This is a genomic window from Acinetobacter sp. ABJ-A23_2 (assembly GCF_044538765.1).
In the GTDB taxonomy this organism is placed as follows: Bacteria; Pseudomonadota; Gammaproteobacteria; order Pseudomonadales; family Moraxellaceae; genus Acinetobacter; species Acinetobacter nosocomialis_A.
In genome coordinates, this window is record NZ_JBIUCP010000029.1 from 1 (window position 1) to 20954 (window position 20954).

Annotated in this window: 16 protein-coding genes and 1 pseudogene; 3 read left to right on the plus strand and 14 right to left on the minus strand. The window is 39.2% G+C overall.

All coding sequences use genetic code 11. The annotated features are described in order from the left end of the window. Positions 1 to 194: 194 nt before the first annotated feature. From ACH63V_RS11110 to ACH63V_RS11120, 3 genes are all read right to left on the minus strand, one after another. The gene (locus ACH63V_RS11110; protein WP_002051161.1) at positions 195 to 1697 is read right to left on the minus strand and encodes a sodium:proton antiporter; all 1503 of its coding nucleotides are present in this window, start codon (positions 1695 to 1697) and stop codon (positions 195 to 197) included. 234 nt (positions 1698 to 1931) lie between these two features. Beyond that, positions 1932 to 2831, minus strand: a complete 900-nt coding sequence (locus ACH63V_RS11115) for a neutral zinc metallopeptidase (protein WP_311070069.1) — start codon at positions 2829 to 2831, stop codon at positions 1932 to 1934. Between the two features lie 28 nt (positions 2832 to 2859). Then, positions 2860 to 3783, minus strand: a complete 924-nt coding sequence (locus tag ACH63V_RS11120; RefSeq protein WP_396463532.1) for a DUF808 domain-containing protein — start codon at positions 3781 to 3783, stop codon at positions 2860 to 2862. A gap of 206 nt (positions 3784 to 3989) precedes the next feature. On the opposite strand from ACH63V_RS11120, the gene trpS reads away from it, so the two are divergent. Then, positions 3990 to 5003, plus strand: a complete 1014-nt coding sequence (trpS, locus tag ACH63V_RS11125; RefSeq protein ID WP_000072941.1) for a tryptophan--tRNA ligase — start codon at positions 3990 to 3992, stop codon at positions 5001 to 5003. A 410-nt stretch (positions 5004 to 5413) separates the two neighbouring features. On the opposite strand, the gene sucD is transcribed toward trpS, so the two are convergent. The 10 genes and pseudogenes from sucD to sdhC all read right to left on the minus strand — a co-directional run bounded on the left by sucD (position 5414) and on the right by sdhC (position 17072). Beyond that, positions 5414 to 6304: a succinate--CoA ligase subunit alpha gene (gene sucD, locus ACH63V_RS11130; protein WP_002051332.1), complete on the minus strand. Its 891-nt coding sequence runs from the start codon at positions 6302 to 6304 to the stop codon at positions 5414 to 5416. A 14-nt stretch (positions 6305 to 6318) separates the two neighbouring features. Next, positions 6319 to 7485: an ADP-forming succinate--CoA ligase subunit beta gene (gene sucC / locus ACH63V_RS11135; RefSeq protein ID WP_001048573.1), complete on the minus strand. Its 1167-nt coding sequence runs from the start codon at positions 7483 to 7485 to the stop codon at positions 6319 to 6321. 148 nt (positions 7486 to 7633) lie between these two features. After that, complete coding sequence (lpdA, locus tag ACH63V_RS11140; RefSeq protein WP_002051272.1) at positions 7634 to 9067, minus strand: dihydrolipoyl dehydrogenase; 1434 nt, start codon at positions 9065 to 9067, stop codon at positions 7634 to 7636. Between the two features lie 62 nt (positions 9068 to 9129). Then, positions 9130 to 10323, minus strand: a complete 1194-nt coding sequence (odhB, locus tag ACH63V_RS11145) for a 2-oxoglutarate dehydrogenase complex dihydrolipoyllysine-residue succinyltransferase (protein ID WP_200027436.1) — start codon at positions 10321 to 10323, stop codon at positions 9130 to 9132. Next, complete coding sequence (locus ACH63V_RS11150; protein WP_263614459.1) at positions 10323 to 13163, minus strand: 2-oxoglutarate dehydrogenase E1 component; 2841 nt, start codon at positions 13161 to 13163, stop codon at positions 10323 to 10325. Before ACH63V_RS11150 ends, odhB begins: the two co-directional genes overlap by 1 nt. A 157-nt stretch (positions 13164 to 13320) precedes the next feature. Beyond that, positions 13321 to 13449, minus strand: a pseudogene (locus ACH63V_RS11155) (hypothetical protein). A 283-nt stretch (positions 13450 to 13732) separates the two neighbouring features. Continuing rightward, entirely contained in the window at positions 13733 to 14443 is a 711-nt protein-coding gene (locus ACH63V_RS11160; RefSeq protein ID WP_004705893.1) for a succinate dehydrogenase iron-sulfur subunit, read from the minus strand. A 14-nt stretch (positions 14444 to 14457) separates the two neighbouring features. After that, entirely contained in the window at positions 14458 to 16293 is a 1836-nt protein-coding gene (gene sdhA / locus ACH63V_RS11165) for a succinate dehydrogenase flavoprotein subunit (protein WP_227062829.1), read from the minus strand. A gap of 12 nt (positions 16294 to 16305) precedes the next feature. After that, complete coding sequence (gene sdhD / locus ACH63V_RS11170; RefSeq protein WP_000833672.1) at positions 16306 to 16671, minus strand: succinate dehydrogenase, hydrophobic membrane anchor protein; 366 nt, start codon at positions 16669 to 16671, stop codon at positions 16306 to 16308. After that, positions 16671 to 17072: a succinate dehydrogenase, cytochrome b556 subunit gene (gene sdhC / locus ACH63V_RS11175; RefSeq protein ID WP_001984863.1), complete on the minus strand. Its 402-nt coding sequence runs from the start codon at positions 17070 to 17072 to the stop codon at positions 16671 to 16673. Before sdhC ends, sdhD begins: the two co-directional genes overlap by 1 nt. A gap of 953 nt (positions 17073 to 18025) precedes the next feature. Here sdhC and gltA point away from each other — a divergent pair. Then, positions 18026 to 19300: a citrate synthase gene (gene gltA, locus ACH63V_RS11180; RefSeq protein ID WP_396463533.1), complete on the plus strand. Its 1275-nt coding sequence runs from the start codon at positions 18026 to 18028 to the stop codon at positions 19298 to 19300. Positions 19301 to 19370: 70 nt separating this feature from the next. Here the strand turns inward: gltA and ACH63V_RS11185 are convergent, their stop codons facing one another. Beyond that, positions 19371 to 19856: a DUF1289 domain-containing protein gene (locus ACH63V_RS11185; protein WP_396463534.1), complete on the minus strand. Its 486-nt coding sequence runs from the start codon at positions 19854 to 19856 to the stop codon at positions 19371 to 19373. A 111-nt stretch (positions 19857 to 19967) separates the two neighbouring features. On the opposite strand from ACH63V_RS11185, the gene ACH63V_RS11190 reads away from it, so the two are divergent. Continuing rightward, positions 19968 to 20900, plus strand: a complete 933-nt coding sequence (locus ACH63V_RS11190; protein ID WP_396463535.1) for a rhodanese-related sulfurtransferase — start codon at positions 19968 to 19970, stop codon at positions 20898 to 20900. The last annotated feature ends 54 nt before the right edge of the window (positions 20901 to 20954 follow it).

Consider the following 20954-nt stretch of genomic DNA (forward strand, 5'->3'; position numbering starts at 1 on the left):
AAATTTAATTTTTTATTATCCAATATTTGTTGAAAATTATTTTAATTAAAAGTTTTATATAACAAGTTTCAATATCTTAATAAAATAAAATATATTATTAATTAATAATATGCAGAAAAATGGCTTTAGTTAATATTTTACTATTACACTAAAGCCTTATTTTTTAATTTAAATAAAAATACCTTTAAGTTTATTTAAAAATTATCTGGACTCTCAAAACGTTTTACTTCTTGCAACTTATTCGGATCATGCATAGTTGCAATACCATCTTCTGTTTTCTGGTCAACGATTACATCGGGATTAAAGATAGTAATCGTTTCTCTTCCTAATGCGTCTTCCCCTACGATATATTGAAAGCCACGGCGGTTCATTTTATGGCATAGTTTCTGGTAAAAACCTTTAAGGCCTTCTGTTTCTTCATTAGGATTGTAATAAAATGCATTCATTACCGCTGGTAGGCCAAGACCACACACCACACCAGATAACAATACGCTAATAAAAGTATATCCAATCAGAATACTACTATAAGGGCTAAGTGCTGGAATATTCGCGACTGCCAAAATTAAAGCAAGTGAAATCCCTCCTCGTACCCCACCCCAAGACAAAATGGTTAAACTACCATTGTAGCTTTTGGTCTTACGCATTGTCGGAAAGAAAGCAAAAGACATAAAATTTGCTGCAAAGCGTGAAATATGCAAAATAAAGAAAGCGACTATTCCACCTAAAATCAAGCTAAAGTTTAAATCAAGAATAAATAGCTCAAGACCAATTAAAGTAAATAAGAATGAGTTAATAATTCCTTCTACAGTATGCCAAAAATGGTTAACTTCCCTAATTTCTCGCTCTTCACGGATTTCTTTCCACTTATTACCAACGATTAAACCGCCAATCACACAAGCAATCGGTGCAGATGCATGAGCAAATAAAGCAACTAAATATGCTCCGCTAGCAAGTAAGGCAGTTGTTAAGATCAGAGATTCCATTTCATGTTTGCCACGTAATAGACGTAATGTTCCTATACCAAATGCCCATCCAATACCGACAGCAACCACAATTTCATAAAGCAAAGCTTCTAATGTAGCAACTAATGAAAAATGTTCACCTTGTAAAACATTCAATAACGTCATAAATAATGCAATACACATCGCGTCATTAAATAAAGACTCACCCTCTAATTTGACAATAAGATGATGGGGTGCGCGAATTGAACTTAAAACACCTTTAATACCGATCGGGTCTGTTGCACCCAATGCCGCACCTAATAACAGAAGAACTAAAATTGGCACATGATGACCAACCAGCAATTGAAAGCCGTAAAGTAAACCACCAAACAATACCGCACAGATGACTAGCGCAATAGTCGCTAAAATACTAATTTGTCTCCAATAACTTCTTAAGTCTGAAATTTTAAATTTCAGTGCAGAAGATGTCAGAATAAAACAGATGACGCCATTAATTAAAAAGTCATAAAAATCGATATGACGTACTGCTTCTTCAATATTATGAATATTAATAGTAATAAACTGATTACCATTTAAGAGACTGGCTCCCCATTGCAAAATAAAGACAAAAATTGCAGAAACAAGAGGCACGCCAATAGCTTGAGGGAAGCCTAAAATACGCTTATTGAATATAGTAGTTGCAATTGATAAGGCAAATACAACCGTAAGTGCTTGTAATAAGAAAAAATTACCCATGAACACCCTTCTTCTGGGTCAATGACCAAATAAGAAAACCTAGACAGCTGAACTGAACAGAATGACAAAATAGGCACTTTATATGTGCCCAAACAGTTAAAAATTGAAATATAAGTTTAACGAATTACTTTAATCATTCTATCGATCAGTTAAATTTCTTAACATTAATTATGAATCAGAGGGGTATTAAAAGATGAGCTTATTAAAAATGCTTTAATAAACTCATCTTTCGCATTAGATAGAATTATTAAAAGTATCACATTGATTGATATCACCAGACTTTAAGCCCACTTGAAACCAATGCATCCGCTGCTCACTCGTACCATGGGTGAAGCTATCAGGAACAACTTGGCCAGTTGCACGTTTTTGCAAATAGTCATCACCAATTTTTTGAGCTGCATCCATTGCTTCTTCAACATCACCAGACTCTAAAAACTGAGTACGTTGTTGATTATGATTTGCCCATATACCTGCTAAACAGTCGGCTTGTAACTCTTGACGCACAGATAGCTGGTTACCCTCTCTTTGACTAACTTGCGAACGCGCTTGTTGCACTTGAGAAGAAATACCAAGCAAGGTTTGAACATGATGACCCACTTCATGAGCAACAACATAGGCTTGGGCAAAATCCCCTGCCTCATCTTGGCGAGAAAGCTCTGATTTATTTTGTTCACCCGAGATACCCATTTGCTCACGCATATCTTTAAAGAATTCGGTATCAATATAAACTTTCTGGTCAGCTGGACAATAAAAGGGTCCCATAGCAGATTGAGCGGTACCACAACCTGAGCGAGTCACTCCACTAAATAAAACCAACTTTGGCGGTGTATAAGTTTTACCTAACTGCTTAAATATAGGTGTCCACGTATCTTCTGTATCAGCTAATACAGTTCCAACAAAATCTGACGCTTCTTTTTGCTCAGGTGTTAAACTTTCTGGTGAAGTTGCATTTGATTGTTGTGAAGCAGTAACCTGCTGCGTTGCCTGATAAGCCATTTGTGGATCAACGCCAAAAAATTTCCATGCGACAAATGCCACAACCAAACCAATAATACTAATACCACCTGCTTTAACACCGCCCCCACCTCGACGGTCCTCAACATTGGTACTGACTCTACGATCTCTCCAACGCATAACTTCCCTCTTCTTTTAAATGGCCTGATTAGTCAGAAGCTTTTGGCCACATTTTCTGTATTAAACTCACCACAAGCAACACAACTGCACCAGCAATCATACCAATCGCAAAGTTCATTAATGTCGGTGTTAAAGCACCAATAATATTTCCTACTGCCGGTATAGTTTCTACCTGATCAACCGTATCTTCAGTAACATGGTGAAGTAAAGGAATCGTATGATTAATAATCCCTCCACCTACTAAAAACATTGCAATAGTTCCAACAATAGAAAGTAGCTTCATTAAAAGAGGAGCAAAAGCAAGTAAACCACGTCCTAGAGTTTGTTTGAAAGAAGCAGCTTGTTTTGTTAAATATAATCCTAAATCATCAATCTTAACAATCACGCCAACCAAGCCATAAACGCCAAGCGTCATCACAACTGCAATAATGCTAAGAACACTAACTTTAGTTAATAACGTAGCAGTCGCCACTGTACCTAACGAGATTACGACAATTTCAGCTGATAAAATAAAATCTGTACGAATAGCCCCTTTTACCTTCTCTTTCTCAAAAGTAGCCAGATCTAGCTCTTCATTGTTAAATTCTTTTTCTGCTTCCTCAGAGGTCGAAGCTTTTCTATGCGTAATTGTATGAAGAACTTTTTCAACGCCTTCATAACATAAAAATAAGCCACCTAACATCAAGAGCGGGTTAATCAGCCAAGGTGCAATAACGCTAATTAATAAAGCTAAAGGAACTAAAATAAGCTTATTAACTAAAGAACCTTTCGCGACCTTCCACACAATAGGCAATTCACGATCTGCTCGCACACCTGTTACCTGTTGTGCATTTAAAGCCAAATCATCACCTAAAACACCAGCAGTTTTCTTTGCTGCCATTTTGCTCATTAAAGCGACATCATCTAAAATTGTTGCAATATCATCTAGTAATAAAAGTAAGCCACTTGCCATTTCTTATCCAGGTTTGTATTTATCTGACTATTGTAAGATGAAATATTCTAATTTCTGTAATTTTACTGAATAAATTCACAATATTATTTTAAGAAAGTTTAACCAATCGCTGACGAAAAAATTTTATTTCCCGTACAATAATGCCAATCTTTTATATTACAGGGCTTACTATCCCAGATTAAGCCAATACGATAGTGGAATAAATAATGAGTAATGTTGATCAGCGTCCAATTATTTTGACAGGCGACCGCCCTACCGGACAACTTCACCTTGGGCATTTTGTCGGTTCTTTGCGTTCACGTGTAGGTTTACAGGATAGCCATCATCAACATCTCTTATTAGCAGATGCACAAGCATTAACAGACAATGCTGATAACCCAGATAAAGTACGTCGTAACATTTTAGAAGTTGCTCTAGATTATTTAGCTGTTGGTATTGATCCAACTAAAACAACTATTTGTGTTCAGTCATGTTTACCAGCACTGAATGAACTTACAATGTTATATCTTAACTTTGTAACTGTGGCTCGTTTAGAACGTAACCCGACTATTAAATCTGAAATTCAAATGCGTGGTTTTGAACGTGACATTCCAGCTGGTTTCCTTTGCTACCCTGTTGCACAGGCAGCTGATATTACGGCTTTTAAAGCAACTGTGGTACCAGTAGGTGAAGATCAGATTCCAATGATTGAACAAACCAATGAAATTGTACGTCGTGTGAATCGTCAAATTGGTCAAGACCTTTTACCTGAATGCAAAGCATTGCTTTCTAATATGGCTCGTTTACCTGGTTTTGATGGTAAAGCGAAAATGTCTAAGTCATTAGGCAATACCATTGTTTTAAATGCTTCTGACAAAGACATTAAGAAAGCTGTAAATGCAATGTACACAGACCCAAATCACCTTCGTATCGAAGACCCAGGTCAAGTTGAAGGAAACATTGTATTTACTTATTTAGATGCATTTGATCCAAATAAAGAAGAAGTTGAAGAATTAAAAGCGCATTATCGCCGTGGTGGTCTTGGTGATGGTACTGTTAAAAAACGTCTTGAAGGTGTGTTAAAAGAATTAATTACACCTATTCGTGAACGCCGTGAAGAACTTGCTAAAGATCCTGACTATATTATGGATGTTTTACGTCAAGGTACTGACAAATGCAGAATCATTACTCAACAAACTTTAGATGAAGTTAAAGATGGCTTAGGCTTATTTAAGTTTTAACTCTAGAGTAAATATATAAATGAAAAGCCCTACGGGGCTTTTTTTATAATTATATTAAGATTCAATAGTTTAAAATTTCACATTGTTAATATATTTATAATGATTCACATGCACTTACCCTTTTAACGTGAAGTAACACTAATTAACGCGAACCTTAATGAACAAATATGAACACCTCACTAATATAGCTCAAGTAGGTTGATATGAACCTCACGACATTTCTCCTTAAGCCGAAACTGTTTTTAACAGATTCGTTGTTCTACGCAATGATCACCCCAATCATTGCGTATTTTTTTGTCTTTTTTTTAGCCTTATTATTTCTGATTTCATTTTATGCGACTTTTCAATGATGCAAAAAAATACCGCATCATTTTTCAGATGCGGTATTTTTTAAAGATTTAAGGCAGCTATTAAACTAAACCTTTCTCTTTTAATACTTGCAACATAGTTGAACCAAGCTCAGCTGGGCTACGAGTGTAAGCCATACCTGCTTTTTCAAATGCAGCAAATTTCTCTTCAGCAGTACCTTGACCACCAGAAATGATCGCACCAGCGTGACCCATACGCTTACCTTTAGGAGCAGTTACACCAGCAATGTAACCTACTACAGGCTTAGTCACGTTAGATTTGATGAATTCAGCAGCTTCTTCTTCCGCTGTACCACCGATCTCACCGATCATGATGATTGCATCAGTATCTGGATCGTCTTGGAACAATTGAAGAGCTTCAATTTGGTTCATACCTGGGATTGGGTCACCACCAATACCGATACAAGTAGACTGACCTAAACCAAGCTTAGTTGTTTGAGCAACAGCTTCATAAGTCAATGTACCTGAACGTGAGATAATACCAATACGACCTGGTTGGTGGATGTGACCAGGCATAATACCGATCTTACATTCACCCGGAGTGATCACGCCTGGGCAGTTAGGACCAACTAAACGAGTACCGTTACCGTTAGTTTCTAAATAACGTTTTGCTTTAAGCATGTCGATTGTTGGAACACCTTCAGTGATCACAACGATTAGGCCAACACCTGAATCAACCGCTTCAACGATTGAGTCTAAAACGAATGGAGCTGGTACATAGATAACAGATGCATCTGCATTTGTTTCACGTACAGCTTCTTTCATTGTGTTGAATACTGGTAAGTCAAGGTGAGTTGTACCACCTTTACCTGGAGTAACACCACCAACAACTTTTGTACCGTAGTCTAAAGCTTGTGCAGAGTGGAAAGTACCGTTTTTACCAGTAAAACCTTGTACCAATACTTTAGTGTCTTTATTAATTAATACGCTCATGATTGATACTCCCCTTACGCTTTAACTGCAGCTACAACTTTTTCTGCGGCATCAGACAAACCGTTCGCAGAAATTAATTTCAAACCAGATTCATCAAGTAATTTAGCACCTAACTCAGCGTTGTTACCTTCTAAACGAACAACAACTGGAACAGTTACGTTTACTTCTTGAACCGCTGCAATAATTGCTTCAGCAATCATGTCACAACGTACGATACCACCGAAGATGTTAATTAAAACACCTTGTACAGAAGTATCAGCAAGGATGATTTTGAACGCTTCAATTACGCGCTCTTTAGTTGCACCGCCACCAACGTCAAGGAAGTTTGCAGGCTGACCACCATAAAGTTTAATGATGTCCATAGTTGCCATTGCAAGACCAGCACCGTTAACCATACAACCGATGTTACCTTCTAAAGCAACATAGTTAAGATCAAATTCAGATGCTTTTAATTCACGCTCATTCTCTTGAGATTTGTCACGTAAAGCAGCAACTTTAGGTAAACGGTAAAGCGCGTTAGAGTCGATACCTACTTTCGCGTCTACACATAAAATTTCGCCATTTTCACGAACTGAAAGTGGGTTAATTTCAAATAAAGCAAAATCATTTTCAACAAATGCTTGGTAAGCAGCTGTCATGATTTTTACGAATTGACCGATTTGTTTGTCTTTCAAACCTAAAGCAAACGCAACTTCACGTGCTTGGAATGGTTGTAAGCCAACTAACGGATCAACTTCAACTTTGATAATTTTTTCTGGAGTTTCTTCAGCAACTTTCTCGATTTCTACACCACCTTCTGTAGAAGCCATGAAAGTAATACGACGGCTAGAACGGTCTACAACCGCGCCCAAGTAAAGCTCACGCTCAACTGGATATACGTCTTCAGCAACAATGATGCTGTTTACTGGTTGACCATTTGCATCAGTTTGATACGTTACAAGACGAGTACCAATGATATTGTTTGCAAATTCGATAACATCTTCTTTAGATTTTGCAACTTTAACGCCACCAGCCTTACCACGACCACCAGCATGAACTTGCGCCTTCATTACAGCGAATTTACCACCAAGCTGTTCAAATGCAGCAACTGCTTCGTCTGCATTGGTTGCCAAGATACCTTCTTGTACCGGCATACCATATTCTTTCAATAACGCTTTAGCTTGATACTCATGTAAGTTCATTTAGTTACCTACTTAACTTTGTTTGTTGTCTTCAATTTGCGCAACATTCTCATGTTGTATATGCAAATTGCTGTCTACGTCTATCAACTTGATGATTTTTTAATCACACCATCGAATGTGAAAAAGAGCGGAGAACCGCTCTTTAATTTTATTTACGCTTACGTTGAATCGCGTGAATTGCACGACCATCTACAGCAAGTGCAGCTTCATGAACAACTTCAGAGAATGTTGGGTGACCAAAAGTCATCAACTGAAGATCTTCAACAGAAGATACAAATTCAAGAGCGATCATACCTTGGTGAACGATATCAGATGCAGCAGGTCCAATGACATGCATACCTAATAAACGGTCAGTTTTGGCATCAGCAACGAACTTAACAAAGCCTGCGCCTTCACCAGCAGCTAAAGCACGACCATTTACAGCAAAACCGAATTGACCAGTTTTTACTTCATGACCTTTTTCTTTAGCTTGCTCTTCAGTTAAACCTACCCACGCCGCTTCAGGGTGTGTATAGATAACAGAAATGATTGTGTCATAGTTCACTTGAGCTGCGTGACCGTGAATACGCTCAACAGCCATTACACCTTCTTCCATTGCTTTATGAGCAAGCATTGGACCGCGAACCAAGTCACCAATCGCGTATACACCTTCTACAGAAGTTGCACAGTGATCATTTACTTCAACTAAACCACGTTCAGTTAATTTAATACCTGAATCTTCAGCCAATAAACCTTCTGCATATGCTTTACGGCCAACACAAACGATTAATTTGTCAAAAGTTTGAGTTTTTTCTTCGCCACCTTGAGTGTATTTAACAGTCACTTCACGACCATTAACTTCAGTGCCAGAAACTTTAGCACCAACGCGAATATCAAGACCTTGCTTAGTTAAAAGCTTTTGGTATTCTTTTGCCAAAGCTTTATCAGCCATTGGCAAGAATGCATCCATTGCTTCAAATACAACAACTTCAGCACCAAGACGACGCCATACTGAACCAAGTTCTAAACCGATTACACCAGCACCAATCACACCTAAACGCTTAGGTACTTCTGGGAAGTTTAATGCGCCAGTTGAATCAACAATAATATCTTGATCTACAGGAGCTACAGGAATATTTACAGGCACAGAACCAGACGCAAGAATCACGTATTTAGGTTCTAAAACTTGAGTTTCACCTTCATGAGAAACGAACTCAACTTTTTTACCAGCAAGTAATTTACCTGTACCTTTTAACCACTCAATACCGTTGCCTTTAAGCAATTGATCGATACCGCCAGTTAATTGGTCAACAATTTTGTCTTTACGAGCAAGAAGTTTTGCAAGATCGAAATTCACTTCACCAGTTGTAATACCGTGATCAGCTAAGTGATGCACTGTATCTTCATAACGATGAGAAGAATCAAGCAAAGCTTTAGAAGGGATACAACCTACGTTTAAGCAAGTACCACCTAAAGAAGGCTTACCATTGTGAATACGTTTTTCAATACAAGCGACTTTGAAGCCTAGTTGAGCAGCACGAATCGCAGCTTCATAACCACCAGGACCACCGCCGATGACAACAAGATCAAATTGTTGAGACATTTTTATCTCCATAAACCAGGATAGAGGATCGCTCTACCCTGGTAGGTATTTATTCGAAGAAATTAAAGATCAAGGATGAGTTTAGCTGGCTCTTCTAACAATTCTTTGATTGCTACTAAGAAACCTACAGCTTCTTTACCATCGATCATACGGTGGTCATAAGAAAGCGCTAAGTACATCATTGGTAAGATTTCAACTTGACCATTTACCGCCATAGGACGCTCTTGGATTTTGTGCATACCCAAGATACCAGTTTGCGGTTGGTTCAAAATAGGAGTTGAAAGCAATGAACCGAAAGTACCACCGTTAGTGATTGTGAAAGTACCACCAGTCATTTCTTCGATAGATAATTTACCGTCACGTGCTTTACCAGCATAAGCAGCAATACCTGCTTCAACTTCTGCATAGCTCATACGGTCAGTATCACGTAATACTGGTACAACAAGACCACGATCAGAAGATACTGCAACACCGATGTCATAGTAACCATGATAAACGATATCATCGCCATCAATTGAAGCGTTTACAGCTGGGTAACGTTTAAGCGCTTCAGTTGCTGCTTTAACAAAGAATGACATGAAGCCTAAACGAGCGCCATGACGTTTTTCGAAAGCATCTTTATATTGCTTACGCAATTCCATGATTGGCTTCATGTTAACTTCGTTGAATGTAGTTAACATTGCAGTTTCTTGAGTTGCAGCAAGAAGACGCTCAGCAACACGCTTACGTAAACGAGTCATTGGAACACGTTTTTCGATACGCTCGCCAACAGCAACACTTAACGGAGTAACGTTAGCAGCTGGTTTAGCTTGATGGTTTGCAACATCTTCTTTAGTGATACGACCACCACGGCCAGTACCTTGTACATCAGCAGCAGCAATACCAGATTCAGTTAACGCTTTACGAACCGCAGGAGCTTGATCAGATACAGTTTCTGTACGTTCAACAACAGGAGCTGCACCAGCTTGAGTTTGAGCAACTGCTTGTTCTACTGCTGCAGGAGCAGCAGCTGCGCCAGCACCAGCTTCGAATTGAGCAATAACTTCGTCAGAAAGAACTGTATCGCCTTCACCTTTAATGATTGCAACCAAGCTACCATCTGCAGGAGCAACAACTTCTAAAACAACTTTGTCGGTTTCAATATCACAGATTACTTCATCACGTGATACAGGTTCACCCACCTTTTTATGCCAAGTTGCGATGGTGCCATCTGCAACAGACTCTGGGAATACCGGTGCTTTAATTTCGGTTGCCATTATTGAGAATCTCCTGATTGTTCAGCTTCGATTGCCAATGCATCATTAATTAGCTGAGCTTGTTGTTTTGCATGCAAGTACGGTGAGCCACAAGCTGGTGCAGCAGAAGCTTCACGACCTGCAAAACTGATACGGATTTGTTTGCCAGATTTTAAGATATCGTCATATAAACGCGGTGCGATAAACAACCAAGCGCCTTGGTTCTTCGGCTCTTCTTGCGCCCAAACGAGTTCTTTCACATTTGGATAAGCAGCCAAGATTTCCGCAAGACGTTGCTCTGGGTATGGATACAACTGTTCAATACGTACGATTGCAACATTAGTTAAGTTTTGTTCACGACGTTTTTCGAGTAAGTCGTAATAAACTTTACCGCCACAAAGTACAAGACGAGTTACATCTGACTTGTTAATTTGATCGATTTCGTCAATTACAGTTTGGAATGAACCATGTGCTAGCTCTTCTAAAGTAGAAGTCGCAAGTTTATGACGAAGTAAAGATTTCGGTGACATTACGATTAATGGCTTACGAATTGGGCGTACAGCCTGACGACGTAATGCATGGAAAATCTGTGCAGGTGTCGTTGGAGTGATCACTTGCATGTTGTCTTCAGCACATAACTGTAAGAAACGTTCTAAACGAGCTGAAGAGTGCTCTGGACCTTGACCTTCGAAACCGTGTGGTAACAACATTGTTAAACCACAAACACGCTCCCACTTAGTCTCACCAGAAGCAATAAACTGGTCAATCACAACTTGAGCACAGTTTACGAAGTCACCAAATTGTGCTTCCCAAATAATCAAGCTCTTAGGAATTGTAGTTGCGTAACCATATTCGAACGCAAGAACTGCTTCTTCAGATAAAAGAGAGTCGTAAATCGCAAAACGTGGTTGGTTCTCTTTAACATGACAAAGAGGAATGTAAGTTGAACCATCAACTTGGTTATGCAATTTCGCATGACGGTGTGAGAAGGTACCACGACCTACGTCTTCACCAGTAATACGAACTAGATAGTCTTCATCTAATAAAGTTGCATAAGCTAAAGTTTCTGCTGCACCCCAGTTTAGAGGAGTTTCACCAGTTTGCATTTTCACGCGATCTTCAATTACTTTTTGAACCTGACGCTGCATTACAAACCCTTCAGGAAGTTTGCTCATGCCCTCGCCTAATTCTTTAAGGCGGTTCAAGTCAAATGAAGTATCCCAATCGTCTGTATAGTCATGGCCCAAATATGGAGTCCAATCAACAAACATTTTGGTATTTGGTTCAAGAATCAATGCATTTGCTACATGATTACCCGCTTCTAAATCAGAACGGTAATCTTCAACCATTTGATCAGCTTCAGCACGATCAAGTACTTTCTCTTGTACAAGTTGATCAGCATAAAGTGTACGAGTAGTTGCTTTCTTCGCAATTACTTGATACATCAATGGTTGTGTACCAGATGGCTCATCCGCTTCGTTATGGCCGCGACGACGATAACAGAACAAATCGATAACAACATCTTTACGGAATTCGTGACGGAAATCATGTGCTAATTGAGTAGCAAAGATAACAGCTTCAGGATCATCGCCATTTACATGGAAAATTGGCGCCTGAATCATTTTAGCAACGTCTGTACAGTACTCTGTAGAACGTGCATCACGTGGATCAGAAGTTGTGAAACCAACTTGGTTGTTCACAATAATATGAACTGTACCACCAACCGTATAGCCACGAGTTTGTGACATTTGGAAGGTTTCCATGTTCACGCCCTGACCTGCAAATGCAGCATCACCATGAACAATAACTGGCAATACGTCATCACCGCCGATGTCTCTACGACGTACTTGACGTGCGCGTACAGAACCTTCAACTACAGGACCAACAATTTCCAAGTGAGATGGGTTAAATGCCAATGCCAAGTGAACTTCGCCACCTGGAGTCATTACATTACTTGAGAAACCTTGGTGGTATTTAACGTCACCTGAACCTTTCTTATGAATTGATTTACCTTCGAACTCACCAAATAAGTCCGCAGGGTTTTTACCCATAATGTTAACAAGAAGGTTCAAACGGCCACGGTGTGGCATACCGATAACAACTTCTTTACAGCCTACAGCACCAGCACGCTGGATAATCTCGTTTACCATAGGAATAAAAGATTCGCCGCCTTCAACACCAAAGCGTTTAGCACCGACGTATTTATTACCAAGATATTTTTCTAGACCCTCAGCAGCGGTTAAACGCTCTAAGAAGCCTTTCTTTTGATCATTTGAGTAATTGAATTTACCACGGGCACTTTCAAGACGTTGTTGAATCCAACGCTTTTCTTTTGTGTCCACGATATGCATGTATTCAACACCGATTGAACCACAATAGATTGCTTCCATTGCTTCAATCATTTCAGCAAGAGTTGCTTCACTCTTACCAATCTCAAGATTGCCTGTGTTGAATACTGTGTCTAAATCTGATTTGGTTAAACCGTGTGCTGAAAGATCTAAATCAGGAATATCTTCACGCTTAGCAAGACCTAATGGATCTAATTTAGCTTTTTGATGTCCGCGATTGCGATAAGCAGCAATAAGTTGTAAAACGCCAATTTGACGACGCTCATGCTCAGTACTTACAGTACTTTGTACAACAGGTTGAACACGATTAGCATTACGTCCTAGTAATAGGAATTGCTCACGCACAGCGCTGTGTGGTTGGTCACCCTTTGGATATTTATCGAAATATTGGCGCCAGTCCTCAGCGACGGAGGTTGGGGAAGTCAGGTACTGCTCGTAAAGTTCTTCAATATACGCTGCACTATCAGCGGAAAGTTCAGTGTCAAGACGCAATGCGTCAGCAACTTCTTGCATTTGTGGACCCATTTCCTATTGCAAAAAATATTACAGGCTGCCTTTTAAGCACACCCATGATGCATAATGTCAAATTGGTAAAAATGACACTACTTACCCAACAGGTCTTCAAGACCATGGGGCGTCATACTACCTAGAGAGAAAACTCCATAGGTAATTAATGAATCACAACGCCCTCAATGGCATCATCACTCACCTTATACTCGATTAAAACCGAGCAATTTTTTGCAAATCTTTTTAGAAAAATTAACTACACAATTAACTTTTCTAAAATGACTTTGACCATAAAAATTAAGCACTGATCTAAGATCGTGCCACTTAATTTAATTTCACTAGTATACGCTTTTTTCACCTACAACTTTGTGGCAAATCGTATCATGTTCTTAACGAACGATTGATTTTTTTGACACATACCATCTATAAATTAGCGAAATACATATCCAATTTTATCTATTAATATATGGTGCTTGATATAAAAACCCCTTTTTTAGCGACTAAAGTATAAGACGCCTATTATAAAGTTAAAAAAAAACGCACATCAAGGATGTGCGTTCTCTATTTGTGCAGAATTAACCCGCTTGATCTAACAACATGTTACGGATATGACCGATAGCTTTTGTTGGATTCAAACCTTTAGGACATACTGACACACAGTTCATGATACCTTTACAACGGAACAAACTGAATGGATCGTCAAGACGAGCCAAACGATCTGCAGTCGCAGTATCACGAGAATCGATAATAAAACGGTATGCATTCAACAATGCTGAAGGACCCAAGAACTTATCAGGGTTCCACCAGAATGATGGGCATGAAGTTGAACAACATGCACAAAGAATACATTCATACAAACCATTCAAGTGTTCACGCTCTTCAGGAGACTGTAAACGCTCTTTAGGTGGAGCTGGTTGGTTATTGATCAAGAATGGCTGAATTTTGTCATATTGATCATAGAATTGGTTCATATCAACAACCAAATCTTTAATAACCGGCAAACCTGGCAATGGACGAATTACAATTTTCTCAGGTAGGTCGTTTAAATTCCATAAACAAGCCAAACCATTTTTACCATTGATGTTCACACCATCCGAACCACAAATACCTTCACGACATGAACGGCGGAATGTTAACGTTTCATCTTGAACTTTCAAAGCAAGTAATGCATCAAGCAACATACGGTGCTTATCAGTCAATTCAAGTTTGAAAGTTTGCATGTACGGCGCTTTATCCTTATCAGGATCATAGCGGTAGATTTCGAATGTACGAGTACCTCTACTCATCTTTATACTCCCGATTAGAATGTACGTGGTGCTGGTGGAATTGGATCAACAGTCAACGGTTTGAAGCGCACTGGCTTATATTCCAAACGGTTATCTGATGAATACCATAAAGTATGTTTCATCCACTCATCATCACGGCGACCGTATGAATAAGTTGGGTGATCAGCTGGTAATTCATAGTCAACTACCGTATGCGCACCACGACATTCTTTACGCGCAGCAGCTGAAATTAATGTAGCTTTTGCAACTTCATATAAGTTTTCAACTTCAAGCGCTTCAACACGTGCAGTGTTAAATACTTTAGATTTATCTTTCAAGTGAATGTTGCGCACGCGTGGTTCAAGAGCAAGAATCTCTTTAACACCTTTATCAAGCAATGCTTGGGTACGGAATACACCAGCGTGGTCTTGAACGATATCACGAATTGCATCAGCAACTTCTTGTGCATTTTCGCCAGAAGTTGATTCATCTAACTTACGTACGCGATCTAAAGTTTGCTCTAATACGTTTGTTGGAAGTGGCGCATATTCATCACCATGATGCTTAGTTACGTAATCGATAATGTGCTCACCAGCAGCTTTACCAAATACAACCAAGTCAAGAAGTGAGTTAGTACCTAAACGGTTTGCACCATGTACTGATACGCAAGAACATTCACCAATTGCATAGAAACCTTTTACAGGTTTAGTGTAGTTGTCTGTACCAGGTTCTGGTAAGCACACTTGACCATGCATATTCGTAGGAATACCACCCATTTGATAATGGATTGTTGGTACTACTGGAATTGGTTCTTTAGTAATGTCTACGTTTGCGAATTTTTTACCGATCTCAAATACAGATGGTAAACGCTTCATGATTGTGTCAGCACCTAAGTGAGTCATATCAAGTAAGATATAATCACCTTTTGGACCACAACCACGACCTTCTTTAATTTCTTGGTCCATAGAACGTGATACGAAGTCACGTGGAGCCAAGTCTTTTAAAGTCGGTGCATAACGTTCCATGAAAGGTTCGCCGTCTTTGTTACGAAGGATCGCACCTTCACCACGACAACCTTCAGTTAACAATACGCCTGCGCCCGCAACACCCGTAGGGTGGAATTGCCAAAATTCCATATCTTGTAATGGAATACCAGCACGAGCAGCCATACCAAGACCGTCACCAGTGTTGATATAAGCATTTGTTGATGCACGGTAAACACGACCAGCACCACCGGTCGCAAACAATGTTGCTTTTGCTTGGAATACTGCGATGTTACCAGTTTCTTGGTCAATTGCAGTTACACCAAGTACATCACCTGCTTCATTACGGATCAAATCAAGAGCGATCCATTCAACGAAGAATTGAGTACCCATTTTCACGTTGCTTTGATAAAGCGTGTGCAATAATGCGTGACCAGTACGGTCAGCAGCAGCACAAGCACGTGGAACTGGTTTATCACCATAGTTCGCAGAGTGACCACCGAACGGACGTTGGTAAATTGTACCATCAGCGTTACGGTCAAACGGCATCCCCATGTGTTCAAGTTCATACACAACTTTTGGTGCTTCACGACACATAAATTCGATTGCGTCTTGGTCACCTAACCAGTCAGAACCTTTTACTGTATCGTAAAAGTGGAAATGCCAGTTATCTTCTTGCATGTTACCTAACGACGCACCGATACCGCCTTGAGCAGCAACTGTATGTGAACGTGTTGGGAAAACTTTAGTAAGTACTGCAACTTTCAAACCTGCTTGAGCAAGTTGGTAAGATGCACGCATACCAGAACCACCACCACCAACGATAACTGCATCGAAAGTGAGGTTTTGAATATTTGAATAATCTTCTTTAGGGGTTATCGCGCCCATGATATCTTCCTATCAATTCGCCCAGAAAATCTGGATACCCCAGATTGCGTACACAAACACTGCAATAATGACAGCCGTCGTCAGTACAAGGCGTAAACCTTTCGCTGAAGGACCCATTTGACGAGTAGTGACATAGTCAGTGAAAACTTGCCACATACCAATCCATGCGTGTGCGATAAGCGATAAAATTGCCAATAAAGAAAAAATCTTCATTGGTAATGTCATCATGAAACCAGCCCATTGTTGATAGTCAAATCCGCCTTTGCAGAGAATCCAACCAAAAAGAACAACAGTATAAGCTGCTAATACCACAGCACTTACACGCTGGATAAACCAATCACGAGAACCTGAACCTGTTAAACCTGTAGCACTTTTCATTAGAACATAATCCATACAAAGGCTGCGATAATGGCTACCACAGATAAGATCAATGAAATTGTCGCTGCAATACGACCGCTTTGCAGTTCTTCAGCAAAACCTAGATCTGCAAGCAAATGCTTAACCCCAGCAATAAAGTGGAAAATTAAGCCGGCTACAAATACCCACACGACAAAACGTACAAGGATATTTCCAAAAACGACATTTTTAACGTAGTCAAATCCTTCTGGTGAAGATAATGATTTATCTAGAATCCATAAGAGAACTGGTACTAATAAGAAAACGATGACACCTGATAAACGGTGTAAAATTGATGCAATAGCCACGGGTGAGCGTAAATTTACCGCTAACACCTGACCCATGGACAAATTGACAGGTCTGTTGCTTTTCACAGCGGGCATCCTGTAGGTAGAAACTCCGACCGGAGTTTGTTGAATTAATTCCAAGGAAAGCTGGCATTGTTAGGCAAGCACAGCTCATGCCTAACCTATAAACGACACTGAATTATAAAACGCGAAATATCAAAATACAAACAATCCACTTTGCCTTTTCCGCAAAAACTCATCAAATAAGAATCATTCACATAGCCAAACAGCAGTCTTCCCTATCCAAAACTTAAGATAAAACAAAACATGTGCTTGTTTAACCTCATATTTTATAAAAAATATCTTTTCTACTGCTTTATTTAAAATAAGTGAGTTTTAGACTAAAGATAAAGTTAATAAATCATCAAGTCTAATCGAAAGCATAAACTAAAATTATTCTTACTTACCAATTTTGATCGTTTTTATTTTTAAAATGGTAACTATCCATACTTATCTTAAAAGTAATAAAGAGCTACTTGACTCTTAACAGTGAGCAGTATTTTTACAAAAAAAGCTTTTTAATTTTTCAAGCATGATCAACAAGCTATTTTTTAGACAATTAAACTCAAAAAAAGTACAACTTTTGGAATTATCAAATGGTGATAATGAAGCAATTTTTGAATTGCAATTTAAAATTACAGACTGAGTTTTATGATTTTTTTAAGCCGATTGGCATTTTATGACCACTACGAATTCTTAATTTTTATTTAAAAATTTGCTTACAATTGTACTCACGCTTCATTTTTTTTCTGCACGTTCTTCTTGAATTGACTTATGATACCATCCCGATGCAGTGATTTTACTGACTTTTTTGCTCGGGTCTTGATGACTAACTCTCTGTGGGAACGTCATTTTTTATCCATAAGTATAATTGACAAAATTTCAGTACTCACTAATCTTATAGCAAATTTTGACACCGTCTGATTCGCACATGAGAAAATTAGGATTTCGAGTCAGATAATCATTCACCAGGACAGGAGATCTATTGAATGTCTGAAGCAAATGGCAAAAAAGCCGTATTACATCTTGATGGCAAAGAAATTGGATTACCAATCTACAGTGGCACTTTAGGTCCAGATGTAATTGATGTGAGCAGCATACTGAAAGAAGGTCATTTTACTTTCGATCCTGGTTTTATGGCGACAGCCGCATGCGAATCTAAAATTACTTTCATTGATGGTGACAAAGGTATTTTATTACACCGCGGTTACCCGATTGACCAACTAGCAACTCAAGCAGACTATCTTGAAACTTGTTATTTATTATTAAATGGCGAGCTCCCAACTGCTGAACAAAAAGTTGAGTTTGATACGAAAGTTCGTGCTCACACTATGGTTCACGATCAAGTTAGCCGTTTCTTCAATGGTTTCCGTCGTGATGCTCACCCTATGGCAATCATGGTTGGTGTTGTTGGTGCATTATCTGCGTTCTATCACAACAATCTTGACATCGAAGACATTAACCACCGTGAAATCACTGCAATTCGTTTAATTGCAAAAATTCCAACACTTGCTGCTTGGAGCTACAAATATACTGTAGGTCAGCCATTCATCTATCCACGTAATGACTTAAATTACGCGGAAAACTTCTTACACATGATGTTTGCGACTCCTGCAGATCGTGACTACAAAGTAAACCCTGTTCTTGCTCGCGCAATGGATCGTATTTTTACGCTTCATGCTGACCACGAACAAAACGCGTCTACATCTACAGTTCGTCTTGCTGGTTCTACTGGTGCGAACCCATATGCATGTATCTCTGCTGGTATCTCTGCACTTTGGGGACCTGCACACGGCGGCGCGAACGAAGCAGTTCTTAAAATGCTTGATGAAATCGGTAGCGTTGAGAATGTTGCTGAGTTCATGGAAAAAGTTAAACGCAAAGAAGTTAAACTTATGGGCTTCGGTCACCGCGTTTACAAAAACTTCGACCCACGCGCTAAAGTTATGAAACAAACTTGTGACGAAGTTCTTGAAGCTTTAGGTATCAATGATCCTCAATTAGCGCTTGCTATGGAACTTGAACGTATTGCGTTGAACGACCCGTACTTCGTTGAACGTAAACTTTACCCTAACGTAGACTTCTACTCTGGTATCATCCTTAAAGCGATTGGTATTCCAACAGAAATGTTTACTGTAATCTTCGCTCTTGCACGTACAGTTGGCTGGATCAGCCACTGGTTAGAAATGCACAGCGGTCCTTACAAAATTGGTCGTCCACGTCAGCTTTACACTGGTGAAGTTCAACGTGACATCAAGCGTTAATATTCAAAAGAACATTAATGTAAAAAAGCTGCCTTATGGCAGCTTTTTTTATAAATAAGTTTTTTAAAAGTTATTCTTCTTCAAACATATTTAACAAGTGATGACTAATACCATCAGCTCTTAACCAAGCCAACTCATAACTTGCTTTAGCCAAAGCCAAGACACGTCTTTCAAATTCAGTCCATACCTCTTTAACTTGTGCTTCTGAAATCCCTAAACCACTTTCAGATGCAAAATGTTTATTTTTTTCACATATTTTTAAGGCATGGTAAAGTTTACGACCTTTACTCGCCCCTTCCATTAGACGAACACGCTTGCTTAATATAAAACCTTCCACATGCTGGACATTCGCCTGTGGCAACATAGGTACCAAAATCTGGTCTAATTGATCATCTAAGCGCTTCCAGACAGCTAAACGCTGCTCTGCTGTATAAGTATTCCATTGAATCACTTCATGGTTAAAACGGCGACAACCACGACATACCTGATCACCAAAAACTGTTGAACAACGCCCTGCACATGGGGTGAGAGAGAGCGTTCGATGATCATTACTCAAAACAGACTCCTTAAATAAACCATATACTTTTTATGGTTTTCTCGCTTATTACAAATTTTCGCGCTAAAATACGCGCCTTAAATTTCTATCTTAATACATTTGGAGTTTTCCATGAACGCTACTGTAGAACAGCTTGCACCTGTAGAACAGCAAGCGACCGCGGGTTGGGTTGTTGCAGCACTATATCAATTTAAAGAAGTTCAAGATCCTGCGGATCTTCAACAACGTCTTTTAGACTTAGTGAAAACAATTAACCTTTGCGGAACTCTGATTGTAGCAGGTGAAGGAATTAATGGTACCGTTGCTGGCGACCGTGAGGCAATTGATAAAATTCATCAATTTTTGTTAAACGAAGGTTTTACCGCTATGGAATATAAAGAGTCCCATAGCTCTGACAAACCTTTCCGCAAAATGAAAATTAAGCTTAAAAAAGAAATTGTAACTTTAGGCGTAGAAGTAAAACCTCGTGATTTAGTAGGTCACTATCTTGACCCTAAAGAATGGAATGAGCTTCTTGCACGTGATGATGTAATTCTAATCGACACGCGTAACGACTATGAATATAAAGCTGGTACTTTCAAGGGTGCGATCGATCCTAAAACCGAAACATTCCGTGAATTTCCTGAGTACGTAAAAAAAGAGTTAGAACAGCATAAAGACAAGAAAATCGCGATGTTCTGTACAGGCGGTATTCGTTGTGAAAAATCGACCTCTTTACTTCTTCAGGAAGGCTTTCAAGAGGTTTACCACCTCAAAGGCGGTATTCTTAAATACTTAGAAGAAACTCCAGCGGAAGAGAGCCTTTGGGAAGGTGAATGTTTCGTATTTGATGGACGTACTGCTGTAACTCATGGTGTCGAAGAAGGTGCAAACATTAAATGTCATGCTTGTGGCTGGCCTTTAACTCCGGAAGAGTCTGCTCTACCAAGCTATGAACATGGTGTTTCTTGCGTATATTGCATCGATAAAACGACTGAGAAACAAAAAGCTGGTTTCCGTATGCGTCAATCACAAATTGCTGCAGCTAAGCGTAAACGTTTATAATTAAAAGAGGGCATCAAACGATGCCCTTTTCATAATAAATTATATAAAGCAAAT